This is a genomic window from Nocardioides ginsengisoli, assembly GCF_039537225.1.
In the GTDB taxonomy this organism is placed as follows: domain Bacteria; phylum Actinomycetota; class Actinomycetes; order Propionibacteriales; family Nocardioidaceae; genus Nocardioides; species Nocardioides ginsengisoli.
Map to the genome: position 1 here is coordinate 149,996 of NZ_BAABAC010000037.1, position 21,043 is coordinate 171,038.

At 71.2% G+C, this 21,043-nt stretch carries 17 protein-coding genes and 1 pseudogene; 6 read left to right on the top strand and 12 right to left on the bottom strand.

All coding sequences use genetic code 11. The annotated features are described in order from the left end of the window. Positions 1-4 precede the first annotated feature (4 nt). Together AB4880_RS19325 and yczE are read right to left on the bottom strand one after the other, a co-directional pair. Positions 5-1,234, bottom strand: a complete 1,230-nt coding sequence (locus tag AB4880_RS19325) for a toxic anion resistance protein (protein WP_367920851.1) — start codon at positions 1,232-1,234, stop codon at positions 5-7. A 40-nt stretch (positions 1,235-1,274) separates the two neighbouring features. After that, positions 1,275-1,970, bottom strand: a complete 696-nt coding sequence (gene yczE, locus AB4880_RS19330) for a membrane protein YczE (RefSeq protein ID WP_367920852.1) — start codon at positions 1,968-1,970, stop codon at positions 1,275-1,277. 62 nt (positions 1,971-2,032) lie between these two features. On the opposite strand from yczE, the gene yczR reads away from it, so the two are divergent. Then, on the top strand, positions 2,033-3,484 hold the full coding sequence (yczR, locus tag AB4880_RS19335; protein WP_367920853.1) for a MocR-like transcription factor YczR: 1,452 nt from the start codon (positions 2,033-2,035) through the stop codon (positions 3,482-3,484). Between the two features lie 6 nt (positions 3,485-3,490). Here yczR and serA read toward each other — a convergent pair whose 3' ends face one another. The 4 genes from serA to efeU form a co-directional block, all read right to left on the bottom strand. Continuing rightward, positions 3,491-5,080 carry a phosphoglycerate dehydrogenase gene (serA, locus tag AB4880_RS19340; protein WP_367920854.1) on the bottom strand — a complete coding sequence of 530 codons (1,590 nt, stop codon included), beginning with the start codon at positions 5,078-5,080 and terminating at the stop codon, positions 3,491-3,493. Positions 5,081-5,169: 89 nt separating this feature from the next. Beyond that, positions 5,170-6,423 carry an iron uptake transporter deferrochelatase/peroxidase subunit gene (gene efeB, locus AB4880_RS19345; protein ID WP_367920855.1) on the bottom strand — a complete coding sequence of 418 codons (1,254 nt, stop codon included), beginning with the start codon at positions 6,421-6,423 and terminating at the stop codon, positions 5,170-5,172. 2 nt (positions 6,424-6,425) lie between these two features. Further along, positions 6,426-7,619, bottom strand: coding sequence for an iron uptake system protein EfeO (gene efeO, locus AB4880_RS19350; protein WP_367920856.1), 1,194 nt, complete (start codon positions 7,617-7,619; stop codon positions 6,426-6,428). A gap of 28 nt (positions 7,620-7,647) precedes the next feature. Beyond that, the gene (efeU, locus tag AB4880_RS19355) at positions 7,648-8,502 is read right to left on the bottom strand and encodes an iron uptake transporter permease EfeU (RefSeq protein WP_367920857.1); all 855 of its coding nucleotides are present in this window, start codon (positions 8,500-8,502) and stop codon (positions 7,648-7,650) included. A 157-nt stretch (positions 8,503-8,659) separates the two neighbouring features. Here efeU and AB4880_RS19360 point away from each other — a divergent pair, with 157 nt between their 5' ends. Next, positions 8,660-9,112 (top strand): MaoC family dehydratase, encoded by a 453-nt coding sequence (locus tag AB4880_RS19360; RefSeq protein ID WP_367920976.1) that lies wholly within the window; start codon positions 8,660-8,662, stop codon positions 9,110-9,112. Between the two features lie 96 nt (positions 9,113-9,208). On the opposite strand, the gene AB4880_RS19365 is transcribed toward AB4880_RS19360, so the two are convergent. Further along, positions 9,209-9,853: a DsbA family oxidoreductase gene (locus AB4880_RS19365; protein ID WP_367920858.1), complete on the bottom strand. Its 645-nt coding sequence runs from the start codon at positions 9,851-9,853 to the stop codon at positions 9,209-9,211. Positions 9,854-9,985: 132 nt separating this feature from the next. Between AB4880_RS19365 and AB4880_RS19370 the strand changes: the two genes are divergently transcribed. From AB4880_RS19370 to AB4880_RS19385, 4 genes are all read left to right on the top strand, one after another. Beyond that, positions 9,986-10,918, top strand: coding sequence for an ABC transporter ATP-binding protein (locus AB4880_RS19370; protein WP_367920859.1), 933 nt, complete (start codon positions 9,986-9,988; stop codon positions 10,916-10,918). Then, positions 10,915-11,733 (top strand): ABC transporter permease, encoded by an 819-nt coding sequence (locus AB4880_RS19375; RefSeq protein WP_367920860.1) that lies wholly within the window; start codon positions 10,915-10,917, stop codon positions 11,731-11,733. The genes AB4880_RS19370 and AB4880_RS19375 overlap by 4 nt, the downstream gene beginning before the upstream one ends. 144 nt (positions 11,734-11,877) lie before the next feature. Further along, on the top strand, positions 11,878-14,751 hold the full coding sequence (locus AB4880_RS19380; protein WP_367920861.1) for a PKD domain-containing protein: 2,874 nt from the start codon (positions 11,878-11,880) through the stop codon (positions 14,749-14,751). 57 nt (positions 14,752-14,808) lie between these two features. Further along, complete coding sequence (locus AB4880_RS19385; protein WP_367920862.1) at positions 14,809-15,249, top strand: EamA family transporter; 441 nt, start codon at positions 14,809-14,811, stop codon at positions 15,247-15,249. Positions 15,250-15,439: 190 nt separating this feature from the next. Here the strand turns inward: AB4880_RS19385 and ilvC are convergent, their stop codons facing one another. The 5 genes and pseudogenes from ilvC to surE all read right to left on the bottom strand — a co-directional run bounded on the left by ilvC (position 15,440) and on the right by surE (position 20,977). After that, a complete protein-coding gene (ilvC, locus tag AB4880_RS19390) occupies positions 15,440-16,465 on the bottom strand; it encodes a ketol-acid reductoisomerase (protein WP_367920863.1) in 1,026 nt (341 codons plus the stop codon). A 37-nt stretch (positions 16,466-16,502) separates the two neighbouring features. Then, positions 16,503-17,042: an acetolactate synthase small subunit gene (gene ilvN / locus AB4880_RS19395; protein ID WP_367920864.1), complete on the bottom strand. Its 540-nt coding sequence runs from the start codon at positions 17,040-17,042 to the stop codon at positions 16,503-16,505. An 11-nt stretch (positions 17,043-17,053) separates the two neighbouring features. Further along, positions 17,054-18,853, bottom strand: a pseudogene (locus AB4880_RS19400) (acetolactate synthase large subunit); the annotation flags it as partial. A 223-nt stretch (positions 18,854-19,076) separates the two neighbouring features. Then, positions 19,077-19,862, bottom strand: a complete 786-nt coding sequence (locus AB4880_RS19405; protein ID WP_367920865.1) for a CHAD domain-containing protein — start codon at positions 19,860-19,862, stop codon at positions 19,077-19,079. Positions 19,863-19,909: 47 nt separating this feature from the next. Beyond that, positions 19,910-20,977: a 5'/3'-nucleotidase SurE gene (gene surE, locus AB4880_RS19410; protein ID WP_367920866.1), complete on the bottom strand. Its 1,068-nt coding sequence runs from the start codon at positions 20,975-20,977 to the stop codon at positions 19,910-19,912. Positions 20,978-21,043 lie beyond the last annotated feature (66 nt).

Consider the following 21,043-nt stretch of genomic DNA (forward strand, 5'->3'; position numbering starts at 1 on the left):
CTGGTCAGCCGATGTCGAGCGTGCCGGCGGCGTTGCGCGCGTCGTGCTGCTGGACCCGGTCGAGGTAGGCCTTCGACTTCTGCACCTCGGTCTCGAGGACGCCGATCGTCGTCGACATGTTGTCGAGGGCCTTGAGCTTGAACTCGTCGATCGAGTCCATCGTCGCGTAGATGTTGGCGAACGCGGCCTGCAGCTGCTCCATCCCGATGGTGGACGACGCCGCCTGCTCCTGGATCGCGGCGGAGTTCTCCTTGAGCATCTCGGAGGTGCGCTGGATCATCGCCGACGTCGTGGTGTTGAGCGCCGTGATCTGGTCGAGCACCAGCTTCTGGTTGCTCAGCGCCTGGGCGACGATGACCGCCGTACGCAGGGCCGAGATGGTCGTCGTGGTGGCCCGGTCGACGCCCTTGATGAGCTCGATGTTGTTCTTGATGATGATGTCGATCGCCAGGTAGGCCTGGATCGACACGGCCAGCTGGGTGAGCAGGTCCTGGTGCTTCTGGCGTACGTAGAAGAGCACGTCCTGCGACAGCGTCTTCGCGGTCTCGGGGTCGCTCAGCTCGAGCTCGGCGATCTTGGCCGAGAGCTTGGCGTCGAGCTTCTCGGCGACGTAGATGTACTGGTTGAGCCGGCCCATGACCGCCCACAGGTTGGTCTTCTCGAGGTTGAGCGCGACGTTGTCACGGGTCAGCTCGTCCTGGCCGCTGCGCAGCGCGTGCAGGATGCCGTTGAGGGCGCTCTGCGAGGACTGGTACTTGCGGAAGTAGTCCTCCATCTTGTCGTTGAAGGGCAGCTTGTCCCACCACTTCTTGACGCCGGTGGCCTGCGCGGGGTCGAGGTCCTCGACCGTACGACGCAGCTCGAGCAGCGTCTTTCCGACGTTGGAGCCCTGCGCGATGCCGCCGGTCTTGAGCGCGTTGACCGGCTTGTCGAGCATCCGGTTGGACGTCTCGGCGGCCTTGCGGATGTCGGCGTCGCCCATCGTGCGGACGTTCTCGGCCTGCGCGGAGAACTCCGGGCTGCCCGCCTTCGCGGCGGTCAGCGAGGTCAGGAAGCTGTCGACCTTCGCGTCGAGCTCGGGCACCATCGTGGCCTCGACCTGCGGGGCCATCTTGGGCGCCTGGGTCTCCACGACGGGCGCCGGGGCCTCCGGCGCGGTCAGCGTGATGACGGGCTCGGGGGGTGCGAGCGGGGTGGGCTCGGGGGCGGCAGCCTGGGAACCGTCGGTGGTCATGGAGCCGAGCCTATCCAGCCGACCACGGCTTCATGCAGGGTCAGCGGAGCAAATCAGGGTGGGGTTCAGGGTTGTCACCGACCTCGGCCTGCGGGGTGGCCTCGCCGAGGTCGATGAGGAAGATCGGCAGCAGCCACTGGGTGATCGGCCCGATGGTCAGCGCGAAGACGACGGTGCCGAGGCCGAGCGTCCCGCCGAGCAGCAGGCCGAGGAGGACGACGGTGACCTCGAGCGCGGTGCGGACCAGCCGGATCGAGAGGCCGGTACGACGGGCGAGCCCGGTCATCAGTCCGTCGCGCGGCCCGCGTCCGAGCTGGGCGCCGATGTAGAGCGCGGTGGCCAGCGCGCAGAGCAGGATCCCGCTCGCCATCAGGGCGACGCGCGCCACCATGTTGTCGGGCGCCGCGAACATCCCGAGCGTCACGTCGGCCGCGACGCCGATGACGAGCGCGTTGGAGATGGTGCCGAGGCCGGGCTTCTCCTTCAGCGGGATCCACAGGACCAGCACCACGAAGCTGAACAGCACGACCGCCTGCCCGAGCGTGATCGGGATGTGCCGGATCGCGCCGGAGTGCAGGACGTCCCACGGTGCCAGGCCGATGTGACCGCGCACCATGAGGGCCAGGCTGACGCCGTAGAGCCACAGGCCGACGTACAGCTGGAGGAGTCGGCGGGGCAGCTGTCCCGCGCGGAGCTGGGTGATCGGGCCGAGATCGGCGAGCTGGACCGTGGTCATGTCCTCCATCGTGGTGTCGATTGGACTGTCATCAAATAGCCAATCGTGATGCAATGGCCTGCATGAGCCAGTCCACTCTCTCGGCCGCTCGCCTCGCCACCCTCGTCGAGGGCTTCGACCGCTCCCCCGCCTATGTCGGCCTGGCCGACGCCCTGCGCGAGCTGATCGGCGACGGCCGGATCGGCTACGGCACCCGGCTGCCGAGCGAACGCGACCTCACCGAGGCCCTCGGCGTCTCCCGTACGACCGTCACCCGCGCGTACGCCGTGCTGCGCGACTCCTCCTACGCCGAGGCGCGCCAGGGCTCGGGCACCTTCACCCGCCTGCCCGGCGGCCGGACCCGCGCCCTCGACCGCGCGCTGTGGCCCAGCGACGTCGGCAACGGCGTCATCGACCTGGTCTGCGCGGCCGCGACCGCACCGCCCGGCATCGCCGCCGTGTACGCCGAGGCGGCCGCCGACCTGCCCGCCCACCTGGGCGGCCACGGCTACTTCCCGGCCGGGATGCCCGACCTGCAGGCCGCCGTCGCCGCCACGTACGACGCCCGCGGACTCCCCACCGCCCCCGAGCAGATCATCGTCACCCCCGGCGCGCTGGCCGCGACGGCGGTCATCGGCAGCGCCCTCGCGGGTCCGCGCGACAAGGTGCTGGTCGAGTCGCCGACGTACCCCAACGCGGTGCGGGCGCTGCGCACCGGCGGCGGCCGGCTCGCCACCCTCGCGCTCGACCCGTCCGGCTGGGACCTCGACGCCGTCGCGGGCGCGCTCGCGCGGCACCGGCCGCGGCTGGTGCACCTGATGCCGGACTTCCACAACCCGACCGGGCTGGTGATGAGCGACCGCGACCGGGCGTCGTACGCACGGCTGCTCGCGACGCACGGCGCCACCCCCGTCGTCGACGAGGCCCACCACCTGCTCGGGCTCGACCCCGGCCCGACGCACACCCCCTTCGCCGCCTACGCCAAGGACGCGGTCTGCGTCGGCAGCGCCAGCAAGTCGGTGTGGGGCGGCCTCCGGTTGGGGTGGATCCGCGCTCCGCACGGCCTCGTCGACCAGCTCACCCGCGCCCGCGTCGGACTCGACCTCGGCGTCCCCGTCCTCGAGCAGCTGGTGCTGACCCGGCTGCTGACCGGCGACCTGGACGGCGTCGTCCGGGCGCAGAAGGAACGACTGCGCGAGCAGCGCGACGCCCTCGTCACGGCCCTCGCCGAAGCCCTGCCCGACTGGTCCTTCCGCGTGCCCAGCGGCGGCATGGCGCTGTGGTGCCGACTGCCCGCGGCCGGGGCGACCACGCTGTCGGTGGAGGCCGAGCGGCACGGCGTCCTGCTCGCGCCGGGGCCGTCGTTCGCGCCGGAGGGCGGCCTCGACCGCTACGTCCGCATCCCGTACGCCGTCGCGACGCCGCTGCTGCTCGAGGCGGTCGAGCGGATCGCGGCGGCGTGGGCGGTCGTCACCTCCGGGCGTGGCGGGGCGACCGCGCCGGCGTCGGGCAGTGAGCCGGTGCTGGTGGCCTGAGCGGCCTCAGACCAGGTCGACCGCCCGGATCGACGTCGCCTCGATCGCGACCTCGATCTGGTCGAGCGCGTCGGCCGGGATCGCCGAGTCGACCGACAGCGCGACGAGCGCCTGGCCACCCTTGGCGTCGCGGGAGACCTGCATGCCGGCGATGTTGACCTCGGCCTCGCCGAGGATGCCGCCGACGGTGCCGACCATGCCGGGGCGGTCGACGTAGGTGAAGAACGCGAGGTGGTCGGTCGGCTCGATGTCGACGAAGTAGCCGTTGACCTCGACCAGCCGCTCCTTCTGCGCGATGCCGACGAGGGTGCCACTGACCGACACCTGCGTGCCGTCGGCGAGGGTGCCGCGCAGCGTGATCAGGTTGCGGTGGTCACCGGCCTCGTGGTCGGTGACCAGGCGGACGGCGATGCCGCGCTCGGCCGCGAGCAGCGGGGCGTTGACGTAGGACACCTGGTCCTCGACGACGCTGCTGAACACGCCCTTGAGGGCGGCCAGCTCGAGCACCTTGACCTCATGGTCGGCGATCTCGCCGCGGACCTCGACGTCGAGCTGCTGGGCGACCTCGCCGGCGACGGCGGTGAAGATCTGGCCGAGCTTCTCGGTGAGCGGGATGCCGGGGCGCACGTCCTCGGCGATCACGCCGCCCTGGACGTTGACCGCGTCGGGCACCAGCTCGCCGGACAGTGCGAGGCGGACCGACCGGGCGACCGCGAGGCCGGCCTTCTCCTGGGCCTCGTCGGTGGAGGCGCCCAGGTGGGGCGTGGCGACGACGTTGTCGAGCTCGAAGAGCGGGCTGTCGGTGCACGGCTCCTGGGCGAAGACGTCGAGGCCGGCGGCCGCGATCCGGCCGGTCTTGAGGGCGTCGTAGAGCGCCTCCTCGTCGACGATGCCGCCGCGCGCGGCGTTGACGAGCACCAGCGAGGGCTTGGCCTTGGCCAGCGCGGCCGCGTCGATGAGGCCGATCGTCTCGGCCGTCTTGGGCAGGTGGACCGACATGAAGTCGGCCTCCGCCATCAGGGTGTCGAGGTCGACCAGCCGGACGCCGACCTGGGCCGCGCGGCCCGCCTGGACGTAGGGGTCGTAGGCGATGACGTTCATCCCGAACGCCGTCAGCCGCTGCGCCACCAGGACGCCGATCCGGCCGAGGCCGACGATGCCGAGGGTCTTCTCGTAGAGCTCGATGCCGGTGTACTTCGACCGCTTCCACTCGCCGTTGCGCAGCGCCGCGTGGGCCGGCGAGACGTGCCGGGCCGCGGCGAGCATCAGCGCGACCGCAAGCTCGGCCGCCGAGATGATGTTGGACGTCGGCGCGTTGACCACCATCACGCCCGACTGGGTCGCCGCCCGGACGTCGACGTTGTCGAGGCCCACGCCCGCGCGCGCGACGACCTTGAGCCGCTTCGCCGCCGCCAGCGCCTCGGCGTCGACCTTGGTCGCCGAGCGGACCAGGATCGCGTCGGCCTCGGCGATCGCCGGCAGCAGCTCGGCGCGGTCGGCGCCGTTGCAGTACCGGATCTCGAAGTCCGGGCCCAGCGCCTCGACGGTCGCGGGGCTGAGCTCTTCGGCGATGAGTACGACGGGACGGTCGGTCACAGCGATGTCCTTGCAGGATCGTGCGGATGAGGCGAGCACGGCGCTGTGCGTCCCCGTCACCTTACTCCCCCGCCAGGGGGCGGGTCGCACTATGAGAACAGGGCCTGGCCCACGTGCTCGCCCGCCCGCACACCCGGCGGTACGGCGAACAGCGCCGACCCCGTGAACTTGAGGTACTCCATCATCGCGTCGCTCGCCGCCATCGCCCGCTGCACGGGGATGAAGTGGGTCCGCGGGTCGCGCACGTAGGCCATGAAGAACAGGCCCGCGTTGAGGCCGCCGAAGTCGTCGGTGCCGTCGACGAAGTTGTAGCCGCGACGCAGCATCCGCACGCCGTCGTTGAAGTCCGGGTGGACGACCCGCACATGCGCGTCGACCGGGATGATCGGCCCCTGGCTGCCGTGCATCTTGAAGTCCGGCCTGCTGGACTCCTTGCCGCCCGACAGGGGCGCACCGGTGTCCTTGGTGCGGCCGACGAAGGCCTCCTGGTCGCCCAGCGACTGGCGGTCCCAGACCTCGATGGTCATGTTGATCCGGCGGGTCACCAGGTAGGAGCCGCCGGTCAGCCAGCCCGCGGCCGCGTCGTCGCCGGGGCCCACCCAGATGTGCTGGTCGAGCGCAGCCGTCTCCTCGGCCTTGACGTTCGCGGTGCCGTCCTTGAAGCCGAACAGGTTGCGCGGCGTGTCCTGGCTGGTCGACGTCGTCGACGTGCGGCCGAAGCCGAGCTGCGACCAGCGCACGCGCGTCGTACCGAAGCCCATCCGGACCAGGTTGCGGATCGCGTGGACGGCGACCTGCGGGTCGTCGGCGCACGCCTGGATGCAGAGGTCTCCCCCGCTACGGCGCGGGTCGTCGATGTCGCCGCGGAAGTGCGGCAGCGGCTCGAGCGCCTCCGGCCGGCGGTCGGCGATCCCGAAACGGTCGCGGCCCTCGGCGTCGCGGAACAGGGTCGGCCCGAAGCCGAAGGTGATGGTGAGCCGGCTCGCGGGCAGGCCGATCGCCTCGCCGGTGTCGTCCGGCGGCGCGTCGGAGGCGCCCTCGACGGGACCGATCGGGCCGGCCGGGGCGCCCTGCGTCATCCGCTCGGCGGCGTCGGTCCAGCGCTTCAACAGGTCGACGAGCTCGGCGCGGTCCTCGGTGGTGACGTCGAGCGCCACGAAGTGGAGCCGGTCCTGGGCCGGCGTGACGATGCCGGCCTGCCGCTCCCCCCGGAAGGGGTACGACGACACGGCCGGCGTCGCCTCGGGCTCCGCGGCCGTCGCATGCCCCACCGCGAACGCGCCGGCGACCCCGGCGGCGGCCACGCCGCCGCCGAGGAGCCCGCGCCTGCTGAGCGTCGCCATGCCTAGGAGACGACCGCGGCGGTGAGGTGCGACAGCGGCTCGGCGAGCGCGTTGACGGCCGCGGCGAGCGCGTCGACGTCGTCCTTGCCGAGCTGGTCGTAGGTGACGAAGCCGTCACCCTTGCGGTGGCTGTCGAGCAGCTTCTGCAGGTCGGCGAAGCGGGCGGCGAGCTGCTTCGCGAGGGCCGGGTCCTTGGTGTCGAGGATCGGCTTGACGCCCTCGAACGCGACCCGGGCGCCGTCGACATTGGCCTGGAAGTCCCAGAGGTCGGTGCGCGACCAGAACTCCTCCTCGCCGGTGACCTTGCCCTTCGCGACCTCCTCGAGCAGGCCGCGGGAGCCGTTGGCGATCGCGTCGATCGGATAGCTCAGCGCGCCCTCGCCGGTGGCCTGGATCCGCTTGTTCAGCTCCGTCACGTTGGCGACCAGGTCGTCGCCGTACGTCGTGCGCTGGGCGGGCGTGAACGCCGTGTAGCCCTTCGCGCGGGCCGGCCACAGGTCCTTCTCGATCGCGTGCCAGCCGGTCCACTTCTCGCCGGCGGCGAAGTCGACGTCGGCCTCGCGGGCGTCGGTCTTGGGGTCGAGGTCGCCGAACGACTCGGCGACGGTCTCGATCCGCTCCCAGTGCTCGCGGGCGACCGGATAGAGCGCGCGGGCGTCGGCGTCCTTGCCGGCCTGGTAGAGGTCGACGAACTGCTTCGTCTTCTCCAGCAGCTGCGCGGACTGGTCCTGGACGTAGGCACGGTAGTTCTTCACCGCCTGGTCGACGAGCTCCTGCTCGGACGCGTCGACCTTCACCTTCTCGCCGGACGGCTCGACCGTGAACACGGCGCGGATGCCCGCGCCCACCATGCCCGGCTTGCAGGCGGTGACGTACTTCCCGGCGGGCGCGTTGACGGTGAGCTTCTTGGTCAGGTTGGGGCCGATGTTCTCGACCTCGCCGACGATCCGCAGGCCGTCCTCGCCCAGCAGGTAGAACTCCGTGACGTCGGATCCGGTGTTGGTCACGTCGAAGGTGAGCGTGCCGGCCGGCGCCTTGACCGCCGACAGCGTGCAGGCCTTCGCGTCGGAGGTGACGGTCAGGGCCCGGGCGTCGCCGCTCTTCGACGTCGCACCGTCGGTCGCGTTCTGGGTGCACGCGGCCAGCACCGGCACGGCGGCCATCGCCGCCACCGAGGCGAGCAGGGTCTTGCGCATGTTTCGTCGGTCTCCGTAGCTGAGGGGGTCAGGACGCGACCGGCGTCGAGGGACGCGTGCGGGCGCGGGTGCGGAAGAGGAAGAGGGCGCCGACCGGGACGACGTACAGCGTCCAGACGAGGGCCTCGAGCCGGGTCGTGGCCGGCGAGAAGTTGAAGACGCCCTTGAGGAGCGTCCCGTACCAGGACGACGGCGGGATCGCGGCCGAGACGTCGAAGGCGAGGTCGTGCAGGCCCGGCAGGATGCCCGCCTCCTGCAGGTCGTGCACGCCGTAGGCGAGGACGCCGCCGGCCACGATGATGAGGAAGGCGCCGGTCCAGGTGAAGAAGACGCTGAGGTTGAGGCGGATCGCGCCCCGGTAGATGAGGTAGCCGAGCGCGACGGCGACGAGCAGGCCGAGCAGGGCGCCGAGGAGCGGCTCCCAGGTCGGCGTCACCGAGCCCACGCTCTCGCGGGTGCCGGCCTTGGTAGCGGCCCACAGGAAGAGCGCCGTCTCGAGGCCCTCACGACCGACGGCGAGCATCGCCACGAACGCCAGCGACCAGCGCCCGGCGTCCGCGGCCCGGTCGATCTGGCCGCGCAGCTCGGCGCCCAGGCCGCGCGCGGCGGTGGCCATCCAGAAGATCATCCAGGTCACGAACACCACGGCCAGGACGGACAGGCTGCCGCCGATCGCCTCCTGCGCCTCGAAGGTCAGCCCGCTCGGGCCGAAGGTGAGCACTGCGCCGAACGCGAGGGCGACCGCGACGGCGAGGCCGACGCCCGCCCAGATCCGGGGCAGCAGCTCACGGCGGTCGGACTTGACCAGGTAGGCCACGAGGATGCTGACCACCAGGGCCGCCTCGAGGCCCTCACGCAAGCCGATCAGGAAGTTCGCGAGCACGTCCGTCAATGTACGCCTCTATGCTTAGGCTCACCTAATAGAGGCTCACCTAACGAGACATTGCTCCGCGGACCACGTCGAGACGGACCTCCCCTGACGGCTAGGGTCGGAGCCGACTGTTCAGGCATTCTCACCGACCACGAAGGAGCCGATGGCGATGCGCGTTTTCACCACGTTCGACGAGGTGGCCGAGGCGGCCGGGACCGAGCTCGGGAGCAGCGAGTGGGTCACCATCGACCAGCGCCGCGTCAACCAGTTCGCCGACGCCACCGGCGACCACCAGTGGATCCACGTCGACATGGAGCGCGCCAAGGAGGGCCCCTTCGGCGGCACCATCGCCCACGGCTACCTGACGCTCTCGCTCGTGCCGTGGCTCGGCAGCCAGGTGTTCACCCTGCGCACCCCCGGCGCCAAGCTCAACTACGGCGTCAACAAGGTCCGGTTCCCGCACCCGGTGCTCGTCGGCAAGCGGATCCGGCTGCACGTGAAGATGGGCGAGGTCGTCGACATCCCCAGCGGCAAGCAGCTCACCGTGCAGCACACCATCGAGATCGAGGGCGAGGACAAGCCCGCCTGCGTCGCCGAGACCGTCGTCCTGCTGCTCCCGTGAGGGGCACTTCCTGACGGCTTCTTGCGCTTCCTGACCGTTGCAACGGTCAGGAAGCGCAGGAATCCCCGCTGAAGAGGGGATTCCCACACCCCCAGATCAAGCGCTCTCGCGCGTCTCCCACGCCTGCGCCAGCGCCTGCTCGAACAGCTCGGTCGGCTGCGCGCCGGAGATGCCGTAGCGCCCGTCGAGCACGAAGAAGGGCACGCCGCTCGAGCCGTAGGCGCGCGCCTGCGCCACGTCGGCCAGGACGTCGTCGCGGAACTCGTCGCTCGCCAGGACGTCGTCGACGCGGGCCGGGTCGAGCCCGGCGCCGGCGGCCGCGCGGCGAAGCACGTCGTGGTCGCCGAGCGACTCGCCGCGGGTGAAGTACGCCGCGAGGATCTCCTCGAGCAGCGCCTCCTGACGCCCCTCGGACTTGGCCAGGTGCAGCAGCCGGTGGGCGGTGAGGGTGCGGGCGTGCAGCGCGTCGGCGTGCGCGAAGACGAGACCCTCCTCGGCCGCGACGGCGTCGGCGTGGCCCATCATCTCGCGGGTGCCGGCCTCGTCGGCGCCGAACTTGCGGCCCAGCACGGTCACCGTCGACTCGGTGCCGACCTCCGGGGCGAAGGGGTCGAGCTCGTAGGAGCGGTAGACCAGCTCCACCTCGTCACGGTGGTCGAAGCCCTTGAGGGCGTTCTCCAGTCGGCGCTTGCCGATGTAGCACCACGGACACACGACGTCGGCCCAGATCTCGATACGCACGGGGGCTCCAACGCGGCGCGCCCCCGAAACCTTCCCGGAGGCACCCCCTAGGGGGCCGGGGGTCCGGCTCAGGGGCGGGTCCGGGGATCTGCCCGAAGCGACGGCAGGCCGCCCCGGGACAGGCTTCTCGCCATGATCACAGTCGAGTCCCTCTCCAAGTCCTACGGCAGCTTCACGGCCGTCGACGACGTGTCGTTCACCGCGCGGCCGGGCCGGGTCACCGGGTTCCTCGGCCCCAACGGCGCCGGCAAGTCCACCACCATGCGGGTCATGGTCGGCCTCACGCCCGCGGGCAGCGGCCAGGTCCGCGTCCTGGGCCGCCGCTTCGCCGAGCTGCCCGACCCGGGCCGCGAGGTCGGCGTCCTGCTCGACGCGTCCGCGCAGCACGCGGGCCGCACCGGCCGGGAGATCCTGACCATCGCCGCACTGACCATGGGCCTGCCCCGCACCCGGGTCGACGAGATGCTCGACCGGGTCAGCCTCACCCCCGACGAGGCCAGCCGCCGGGTCCGCAACTACTCCCTCGGCATGCGCCAGCGCCTCGGCATCGGCACCGCGCTGATGGGCGACCCGGAGGTCCTCATCCTCGACGAGCCGGCCAACGGCCTCGACCCGGCGGGCATCCGCTGGATGCGCGACCTGCTCCGCGACTTCGCCGACCAGGGCGGCACCGTGCTTCTCTCCAGCCACCTGCTGCACGAGATCGAGGTCATCGCCGACGACATCGTGGTCATCGGCAACGGCCGGATCGTCGCCGAGGGCACCAAGGACGAGCTGCTCGCCGGCGCCGGCACGCTGGTCCGGTCCGCCGACGGTACGGCGCTCGCCGGCGCGCTCCAGGCGGCCGGCATCGCCGCGCGTCCCACGTCGGGCGGCGCCGTCCTCGCCGAGGCCGAGCTCTCCCGCGTCGGCCAGGCGGCCTTCGCCGCGGGCATCGCCGTCACCGAGCTGCGTGCCGCCGACGGCGCCGGCCTCGAGGAGATGTTCCTCGCGCTCACCGCCGAGAGCCAGCGCGAGTCCGTCAACCACGCCACCACCGCGAAGACCGAAGGAGCAGCGGCATGACCGCCACCACCCTCGACGCCGTCACCGACGTCGTACCGACCGCCGTCCGGACGCGTCCGGCGCCGGCGCCCACCCCGTTCCGCCGGGTGCTGCGGGTCGAGCTGCGCAAGATGTTCGACACCCGCTCCGGCTTCTGGCTGATGGCCAGCATCGTGATCGCCTCGGTGATCGCCACCGTCCTCACCGTCGTCCTCGGCAACCGGGACACGCTGACCTTCGACTCCTTCGCGGCCGCCATCGGCAGCCCGATGTCGATCGTGCTGCCGATCATCGGCGTGCTCGCGGTGACCAGCGAGTGGAGCCAGCGGACCGCGCTGACGACGTTCACCCTGGTCTCGAGCCGGCCCCGCGTGCTCGGCGCCAAGCTCATCAACATCGTGGTGATCGGCGCGGTGTCGATGTTCGTCGCGCTGAGCGTCGGTGCCCTCGGCAACCTGGTGACCTCGCTCATCACCGGCAACGACGCGGTCTGGAACATCTCGGTCGGCGCCTTCGCCAAGATCGTGCTGGCCAACGAGCTCGGCATGCTGCTCGGCTTCGCGCTGGGCCTGCTGTTCCGCAACTCCCCCGCCGCGATCGTCGGCTACTTCGTGGTCAACATGGTGGTCCCGACCCTGTCCGGCGCGCTCGCCTCCGCCCAGCAGTGGTGGGCTGACAACGCCGGCTGGTTCGACCTCAGCCAGACCCGCTTCCTGCTGTTCGACTCCGGCCTCACCGGCCAGGAGTGGGCGCAGCTCGGCGTCACCTCGCTGCTGTGGATCGGGCTCCCGCTCCTCATCGGCCTGCGGCTGGTGCTCCGCTCCGAGGTCAAGTAGCTCGAGCGGACCTCCCCAACAATCGGCCCGCCCTGCGCAGCAGGGCGGGCCGGTCGTCGTACTTGCCCGAAATGGGTGAGTCGCGCGCCCTCGTTTGGTGCGAACGTCGGGGAGGTCTCGACCGACTTACCCTGGGGGCCAACCGTGCGTAGTCGTCAATTCCGCATCGTCCTACTCGTCTCGGCGATGCTCGCCGCGCTGTTCGTCACCGCCGCCGCGGGCCCACCCGCGAACGCCGACCAGGCGCACCATCGCCTGATCCCGTCGGCGGTGCCGGCGGTGACACCCAACATCCTCGACGGCAAGACCCTGGCGATCGCGGAGGTCGGGCGCAAGGTGTTCGTGGGCGGCCAGTTCACGACCATCCAGAACGCCGGCACCAGCGCGCAGCTGGCGATGCCGTACCTCTTCGAGTACGACCGGGTCACCGGCGTCATCGACCAGACCTTCCAGCCCCGGCTCGACGGCTATGTCGTCGCCCTGCAGGCCTCGCCCGACGGCAGCGCGCTCTACGTCGCGGGCACGTTCAAGAACGCGGGGACGACGAAGGTCCGCAACATCATCAAGATCGACACCACCACCGGTGCGCTGGTGCCGGGCTTCCAGAACCCCAGCCCCAACGGCAGCATCCTCGACCTCGCGCTCGTCGGCAACCGGCTGATGCTGGCCGGCAGCTTCACCACCGTCGCGACCCTCCCCCGCGGCGGCCTCGCCTCCCTGAACGCGACCACCGGCGCGGTCGACGACTACCTGAAGGTCAACGTCGACACCAACCACAACTGGCCCTCCGGCACGGCACAGGCCCCGGTCGGCGTCGCCAAGCTCGCGGCCACGCCCGACGGCACCCGGCTGGTCGCGATCGGCAACTTCAAGCACGCCGACGGGCTCAACCGCGACCAGCTGGCGATGATCGACCTGAACGCCGACAGCGCCGTCGTCGACCCCAACTGGGCGACCACGCGCTACACGCCCGCCTGCCAGAAGAACGCCTTCGACTCCTACGTCCGCGACGTCGACACCTCACCCGACAGCTCGTACTTCGTGGTCGCAGCCAGCGGCGCCGGCTACAACGGCACGCTGTGCGACTCGGCCGCACGCTTCGAGGTCAACGCGACCGGGCAGGACATCCAGCCGACCTGGCAGGCCGCGACCGGCCAGGACTCCCTGCTCTCCGTGGCGATCGCCGACAACGCGGTCTACGTCGGCGGGCACCAGAAGTGGATGAACGCGCAGCAGAGCGGCGCCAACCAGCAGCCCGGCCAGGTGCCGCGCCCCGGCCTCGCCGCGCTCGACCCCGACAACGGAATGCCGCTGACCTGGAACCCCGGCCGCAACCCGCGCGGTGACGGCGCCGAGGAGCTGCTCGCCACCGACAACGGCCTGTACGTCGGCAGCGACACCGACTACATCGGCGACCACCTCTACTACCGGCCCAAGCTCGCCTTCTTCCCGATCGACGGCGGCTACGCACCCGTCTCGCAGCCCGACCCGACCCTGCCGCGCACCCTGTTCCGGCTGTCCGGTACGGCGACCACGGCTCGCACCTTCACCGGCACGTCGGCCACCGCGTCGACCACCGTCACCACGACCGGCGGGACCAACTGGAACAACGTCCGCGGCGCGTTCATGATCGGCAACAAGATGGTCTACGGCTCGACCGACGGCCGGATGCACTACCGCAACTTCGACGGCGCGAACTTCGGGCCCGACAACGTGATCGACCCCTACAACGACCCGACCTGGAGCACGGTGACCAGCGGCGGCGGGACCGCGACCTACCGCGGCAGCTTCCCGACGCTCTACGGCCAGCTGTCGTCGGTGACCGGCATGGCCTACGCCAACCACCGGCTCTACTACACGCGCTCAGGCCAGAACAAGGTCAACTGGCGGTGGTTCTCGCCCGACAGCCTGGTCGTGGGGGCGGCCGAGTTCTCCGTGCCGTCGTCGAGCTTCCCGCTGCTGCACGACGTACGGAACCTCTTCTACGCCGACGGCAAGCTGTGGGCCGGCATGACCACCAACGACCTGTGGAGCATGCCCGTCTCGAACGGCATCGCGAGCGGCGGCTGGACCAAGGTCACCGGCACCGGCATCGACACCAGCCAGGGCTGGTCGAGCGGCACCATGTTCCTCGGCCCGCTGGCCAACCTGGCGCCGAACGCCTCGTTCACCAACTCCTGCTCGGGCCAGGCCTGCAGCTTCGACGGCAGCGGCTCGGCCGACGCCGACGGCACGGTCGTGACCTGGGCCTGGGACTTCGGTGACAACACCACCGGCTCGGGCATCACGCCGAACCACGTCTACGCGACGCCCGGCACCTACCAGGTCAAGCTCACCGTGACCGACGACGACGGCGCGACCGGGACGGTCACCCAGCCGGTGACCATCGCGGCTCCGCAGAGCCAGATCGGCTACCGCGACTCGACCGGCAAGGTCACCAACGCGACCACGATCGTGTCGCCGATCCCGGCGACCACTCAGGCCGGCGACGGTCTGATCGCGGTGGTGTCGGCGGCCACGACCGCCGTACCGCCGGCGCCGGCGGGGTGGACCCAGGTCGGCGCGCCGGCCGCCACCGACGCGATGACCACGGTCGTCTGGCAGAAGGTGGCCGCCGCGGACGACGCCGGACGCAATGTCACCGTCAGCCTCGGCGCGACCGCGGTGAAGGCGACCCTGACCGTGCTCGCCTACTCCGGGACCTCGGCGAGCGGCCCGGTGACCGCGATCGCCGGCAGCGCCGAGACGGCCACGACCACCGGCCACCACAGTCCGCTGGTCACCACCCCCGGTGACTGGGTGGTCACCGTCTGGGCCGACCGGTCCGGGACGACGACGACCTTCACCGAGCCGGCCGGATCGACCGTGCGCCAGCGCCTGATCGGCACCGGCGGCGGCCACGCCGACCAGCTGGTGGTCGACACCGGAGGCCCGGTCTCCGCCGGCCAGTTCGGTGACCAGGTCGCCACGACCGACGTCGCCTCGAAGGGCACCAGCGTCACCCTCGCGCTGCGCTGAACCGCCGTCGATCCGCTGCTCCCGCCCCGCGCTCAGGGGCGGGAGTAGCGTCGGCCCATGGACCTGACCTCGTCGTGGTGGTTCTGGGCGCTGCTGTCGGCCATGTTCGCGGCGCTCACCGCGATCTTCGCCAAGGTCGGCGTCAAGGACATCGACTCCGACGTCGCGACCTTCATCCGCACCATCGTCATCCTGGTGACGCTCGGCCTGATCCTGCTCGCCCTCGGCAAGCTCGACACCGGCGGCCTGAGCGCGATCGGCGTCCGGTCGTGGATCTTCCTGGTGCTCTCCGGCCTGGCCACGGGCGCGTCGTGGATCTGCTACTTCCGGGCGCTCAAGATCGGCGACGCGTCGCTCGTCGCGCCGGTCGACAAGCTGAGCGTCGTCCTGGTGGCGATCTTCGGGGTGACCCTGCTCGGCGAGCGGCTGTCGGGCATGCAGTGGGTGGGCATCGCGCTGGTGGGCGGCGGCGCGGTGGTGCTCGCGCTGAGCGGCTGAACCCTTGTAACTCGGTGTTCGTTCATCCACCACGGCACTTCGTCATCCACCGCGGTGTCGTTACCGGTCATGACCCTGTGGTGATTTCACGAACACCGAGTTACATGCGCGGCGACCACCCCGCAGCCCCCGGAATGCACGACACCCCCGGCCCGTGCGGGTCCGGGGGTGTCGGTACGACGAGCGGGGGTCAGCGCGCGGCCGAGCCCTCGGTGTAGTCGTCGTCGACCTGGCTCCACGAGAAGTGCGAGCGCAGCGCCTTGCCGGTGGCCTCGATCGAGTGACCGGCCTCCTCCTCGCGCAGCTTGAGGAACTCGACGCCGCCGTTGTCCTGGTCGGCGATGAAGCGCTCGGCGAAGGTGCCGTCCTGGATCTCGGCCAGGATCGTCTTCATCGAGTCCTTGACGGCCGGGGTGATGACGCGCGGGCCGGAGACGTAGTCGCCGTACTCGGCGGTGTCGGAGACCGACCAGCGCTGCTTGGCGATGCCGCCCTCCCACATCAGGTCGACGATGAGCTTGAGCTCGTGGAGGACCTCGAAGTAGGCGATCTCGGGCTGGTAGCCCGCCTCGGTCAGGGTCTCGAAGCCGGCCTGCACCAGGTGCGAGACGCCACCGCAGAGGACGGCCTGCTCACCGAACAGGTCGGTCTCGGTCTCCTCGGTGAAGGTGGTCTTGATGACGCCGGCGCGGGTGCCGCCGATGCCCTTGGCGTAGGACTTCGCGAGGTCCCAGGCCTGGCCCGAGGCGTCCTGCTCGACGGCGATGATGTCCGGGATGCCGCGGCCGGCGACGTACTCGCGACGCACGGTGTGGCCCGGGGCCTTCGGGGCGACGAGGATGACGTCGACGCCGGCCGGGGGCTGGATGTAGCCGAAGCGGATGTTGAAGCCGTGGCCGAAGACGAGGGTGTCGCCCTCGGTGAGCGCCGGGGCGATCTCGTCGGCGTAGAGGTGACGCTGCACCTGGTCGGGAGCGAGGATGACGACGACGTCGGCCTCCTCCGCGGCCTCGCGCGGCGTGAGGACGCGCAGGCCCTCCTCCTCCGCCTTCGCCCGGCTCTTCGAGCCCTCCTGCAGGCCGACGCGGACGTCGACGCCCGAGTCGCGGAGGTTGAGCGCGTGGGCGTGGCCCTGGCTGCCGTAACCGATGACCGCGACGTGCTTGCCCTGGATCAGGGACAGGTCGGCGTCGTCGTCGTAGTAGATCTCAGCCACTGGTGGCTTCTCCTTGCTGGGTTGGGGTGATGGGAATTCAGGCGTTGGCGGCCGGCGGCACCGGGACGGCGACGGGCTTGCCCCGCTCGGAGATCGAGCGGGACCCGCGGCCGATGGCCACCATGCCGGACTGGACGAGCTCGCGGATGCCGAAGGGCTCGAGCACGCGCAGGAAGTCCTGGATCTTGCCGTCATTGCCGACGATCTGCATCGTGACGGCGTCGGAGGCGACGTCGATGACCTTCGCCTTGAACAGCTGGACGACGTCGAGCACCTCGCCGCGGTTGTCCGCGGTGGCGCCGACCTTGACCAGCACGAGCTCGCGGGTCACCGAGGCGCCCGGGTCGAGCTCGACGATCTTGATGACCTCGACCAGCTTGTTGAGCTGCTTGGTGACCTGCTCGAGCGGCGAGGACTCCACGTTGACGACGATCGTCATCCGCGAGATCTCCTCGTGCTCGGTCGGGCCGACCGCGAGGGACTCGATGTTGAAACCACGACGGCTGAACAGCGCGGAGATCCGCGCCAGGACGCCGGGCTTGTCCTCGACGAGGACGGACAGGGTGTGCTTGGCCATGTCGATCTTCCTCAGAGGTCGTCTTCGTCGAACTGCGGCGCGAGGTCGCGCGCATACTTGATGTCGTCGTTGCTGGTGCCGGCGGCGACCATCGGCCACACCATCGCGTCGCGGTGGACCCGGAAGTCGACGACGACGGGCACGTCGTTGATCTCCATCGCCTTCTGGATCGTGGCGTCGACGTCGGACGGCGACTCGCAGGCCAGGCCCACGCAGCCGTAGGCGTCGGCGAGCTTGACGAAGTCGGGGATCCGCACGCTCGGGGGCTCCGCCCCCGAGTCCCCCCGGGAACGGCGCTGAAGGTCGGTGTTGGAGTAGCGGCTGTTGTAGAACAGCGTCTGCCACTGCCGGACCATGCCGAGCGACTCGTTGTTGATGACCGCGACCTTGATCGGGATGTTGTTGATCGCGCAGGTGGCGAGCTCCTGGTTGGTCATCTGGAAGCAGCCGTCGCCGTCGACCGACCACACCGTGTGGTCGGGCATGGCGACCTTCGCGCCCATCGCGGCCGGGACCGAGAAGCCCATGGTGCCGAGGCCGCCGGAGTTGATCCAGGTGTTGGGCTGCTCGTAGCTGACGAAGTGGGCGGCCCACATCTGGTGCTGGCCGACGCCCGCGGTGTAGATCGTGCCGGGGCCGGAGATCGCGCCGAGCCGCTCGAGGACGTACTGCGGGGCGAGGCCGCCGTCGGCGGGCGCGTCGTAGCCGAGCGGGTACTGCTTCTTCACTCCGGCGCAGAACGCCACCCAGCCCTCGTAGTCGCCGGTGTTGCCGGCGTCCTGCTCGGTGCGGAGCGTGGTGATCAGGTCGATGAGCACCTCGCGGACGTCGCCCACGATCGGGACGTCGGCGTGGCGGTTCTTGCCGATCTCGGCCGGGTCGATGTCGGCGTGGATCACCTTCGCTCCGGGCGCGAAGGAGTCGAGGTTGCCGGTCACGCGGTCGTCGAAGCGGGCGCCCAGGCTGATGATCAGGTCGCTCTTCTGCAGCGCGGCGACCGCGGCGACGGTGCCGTGCATGCCGGGCATGCCGAGGTGCTGCGGGTGGCTGTCGGGGAAGGCGCCGCGGGCCATCAGCGTGGTGACCACGGGGATGCCGGTCAGCTCGGCGAGGGTCGCGAGCTCCTTGGAGGCGCCGGAGCGGATGGTGCCGCCGCCGACGTACAGGACGGGCTTGCGGGACTCGAGGATGAGCCGCGCGGCCTCGCGGATCTGCTTGGCGTGCGGCCGGGTCACCGGCCGGTAGCCGGGCAGGTTGATCTCGGTCGGCCACTGGAAGGTGGTCTGCGACTGCAGCGCCGACTTGGTCACGTCGACCAGGACCGGGCCGGGGCGACCGGTCGAGGCGATGTGGAAGGCCTCGGCGATCTTGGTCGGGATCTCCGCGGGGTCGGTGACCATGAAGCTGTGCTTGGTGATCGGCATCGTGATGCCGCGGATGTCAGCCTCCTGGAACGCGTCGGTGCCGATCAGCGAGGCGCCGACCTGACCGGTGATCGCGACCATGGGGAGCGAGTCCATGTGGGCGTCGGCGAGCGGGGTGACCAGGTTGGTCGCGCCCGGGCCCGAGGTCGCCATGCAGACGCCGACCCGGCCGGAGGCGGCGGCGTAGCCCTGCGCGGCGTGGCCCGCGCCCTGCTCGTGGCGGACCAGGATGTGCCGGATGCTGCTATCCATCAGCGGGTCGTAGGCCGGAAGGATCGCGCCGCCGGGGATGCCGAAGATGTCGGTGACCCCGGCCGCCTCCAGCGACCGGACCAGGCTCTGTGCTCCGGTGAGGGTCTCGCCCGCGCCCTGCTGCTCACTCATCCGAGTCGTTCCTTGTCTGTGGTGCGGTGGTCGTCGTACTCAACAAAAAACCCCTCGGTGCTTGGGCAACGAGGGGTGGACGCGCTGGTGGGGTCTGACGAGGTCAGCCTCAGCCGGCGCGCCCGGTGCGTACGAGAATCAGGTCATGCATGGGACCACCGTAGCCCTCGCACACCGTGCCGTCGAATAAGTGTCGCACGTCGTCCCAGATGTCAAGACGGCAGTCTCAGATCTTGTCCAGTGCCACGAGCAGCCCGATCGCCTCCGGAAGACCCTCCAGAGCGCGGCTCGCAGCGGCCTCGACATGGGCGATCGCGGCGGCCGGAGCGCCCGACGACCACAGGTGCTCGGCGAGCAGCAGCGCGTCGCGGTGATCGCCGAGCCGGCCCTGGATCTCCTTGCCCAGCCGGGCCGCCCGCTCGTCGTCGGCCACCTCCGCCACGTGGCGCAGCCGGCGCGCGGCCTTGCGCACCTCGTGGGAGGTCTCGCCCTGGGCCGCGGCGTCGACGGTGCGGCGCACCTCCCGTCGTACGACGGCCCGCGCGGCCTTCTTCGCCGGCTTCTTGGCCCGCTTGCGCCGCAACGGCGGCTGCTCGGTCCACGCGGCGAGACACGCAGCGAGCTCGGCCGCCTCGTCGGTGTCGTGCCACAGCACCAGCCGCTCGTGCTCGGTGGCATGCGCGGCGAGCAGCGGCCCGACCAGCACGTCGTGCAGGTCGGTGCGGCCGAGCTCCTCGAGGACGTGGCGGCAGTCGTCGGCGCGGACCTCGAGGTCGCGCCCGTCGCCCAGCAGCGTCCCGTACGACGCCAGCCGGGCGCGCAGGTCGGCCGTCGGCTCGGCGCGGAAGTAGCGCCGGAAGCCGGCGAGGACGTTGCGGAGCCGCCGCACCGCGGTGCGCAGCTGATGGACGGCGTCGGGCTCGTCGGCCAGCGCGGGCGCGCGGAGGCGCTCGATCTCCGCGACCAGGTCGCCGACCGTCGTGGAGAGCAGCGACGCGAGGGCGTCCGTCACGGGGCCAAGTCTGCCACCGTGACGGACGCCTCCCGACGTCCCGCGCCTCAGCGCAGGGACGCGACCAGCGCGGCCAGCTGCCCGCGACCGGTCGTCCTGCCCCAGTCGCCGTCGAGGACGGTGATCGGGATCCGGTTGTTCGCCAGCGCCGTGGTGTCGGCGTTGCGGCGGGTCTCCTTCGCCGGCGTCCCCGCGACCAGGCGGTAGGTGCCGCCGGTCTTCGCGACGTCGTCGAGGAAGGTCAGCCCGAGGTCGCTGCTGCGGCCCACGTCGGTGAGCACCGGGCGGCCGAGCGTCTCGCCGGGCGCGACGAACGGGTGGTTGACGTTGAGGGCCAGGTCGTCCGTGAGCAGCCGGCGCTGGCGCAGCGCGCCGATCAGCCGGACCGCGAAGTCGGCGGTCTGCGCGAACGGCATGGTCGGGATCTGCGCCAGGTCGCGCGGCACCTCCGTGCTGAAGGCGATCGCGGGGACGCCGTACTCGTGGGCGGTGACGACGGCGCCGACGGTGCCGGAGTGGTTGAGCGTGGCGCCGATGTTCTGGCCGAAGTTGGTGCCGGAGAGCACCAGGTCCGGCCCGCCGGGCCAGTAGGTCGCCGCGAACCGGCTCAACGCCACGTTGACGGCGTCGGCCGGCGAGGCGGACGGCGTCCCCTGGGCGCACGGGGAAGCGGAGAGGCAGACCCCGAAGACGGCGCCGCCGGTGGAGCCGTCGACGCAGTCGCCGGCGTAGGCCGCGGGCACGGTGACCGGCTGGACCGTCATCGACACCGGGGCGAAGCCCGGCGGCGTCATCCGGGCGCCCGCGCCGCTCTGCTGCGACCACGGCGCGACGACGAGGACATCGGCGCCGGCCGCGCACAGCGCGTGGCGCAGCGTGTAGAGGCCCTTGCCGTCGGTGCCGAAACCGGCGTCGCGGCCCTGGGCGCTGTCGTCGTTGGTGATCAGGACCTTGAGCCCGGCCAGCGGCGGGGTCGACGCGGCGGGCTTCGCGGCCGGGGGCGCCGGCAGCCGGTCAGCGGGCGCCGCGGACGAGCCGCCGATCGTCGCGGCGACGGTGGCGGCGAGGGCCGCGCCGACGACGGCGAGCCGGGAGGCGAGAGGGACGGGACGCATGACTTCTCCTCGGAGGGGGTGCACACAGCTGGAACGAGTTCTAGATTTGGCGCGCCACCCGCCCGT